The sequence below is a fragment of the Pseudomonas sp. HY2-MNA-CIBAN-0224 genome (assembly GCF_040310285.1).
GTDB lineage: Bacteria > Pseudomonadota > Gammaproteobacteria > Pseudomonadales > Pseudomonadaceae > Aquipseudomonas > Aquipseudomonas helleri.
In genome coordinates, this window is record NZ_JBEOPQ010000398.1 from 1 (window position 1) to 283 (window position 283).

Sequence of the window (283 nt, forward strand, 5' to 3'; positions counted from 1 at the left end):
CTGTAAAGGCTGCCTCTGACGTCTATGCGCCTATTTCAGGTGAAGTCGTTGCCATCAATGAAGCACTAGAAGATGATCCAGAAATCATCAACTCTGACCCATACGGTGAAGGTTGGTTCTTTAGAATGAAGCCTGACAATATTGCTGATTACGAAGCATTGCTAACCGCTGATGAGTACGAAAACGAGCTGTAGTCAATCCACTATAAAAGTGTTACAGCGTTAACCTCGCTTGAAGTATGATCTATACATCTGCATTCGGTTGCCTTGTACCACTTTTAAAT

At 42.4% G+C, this 283-nt stretch carries 1 protein-coding gene; it reads left to right on the plus strand.

Annotated elements, in window-relative coordinates; translation table 11 throughout:
* Positions 1 to 194, plus strand: a 194-nt coding sequence (locus AAEZ03_RS26905; protein ID WP_502947964.1) for a glycine cleavage system protein H, incomplete at its 5' end; no start/stop codon positions are given.
* Between the last annotated feature and the right edge of the window lie 89 nt (positions 195 to 283).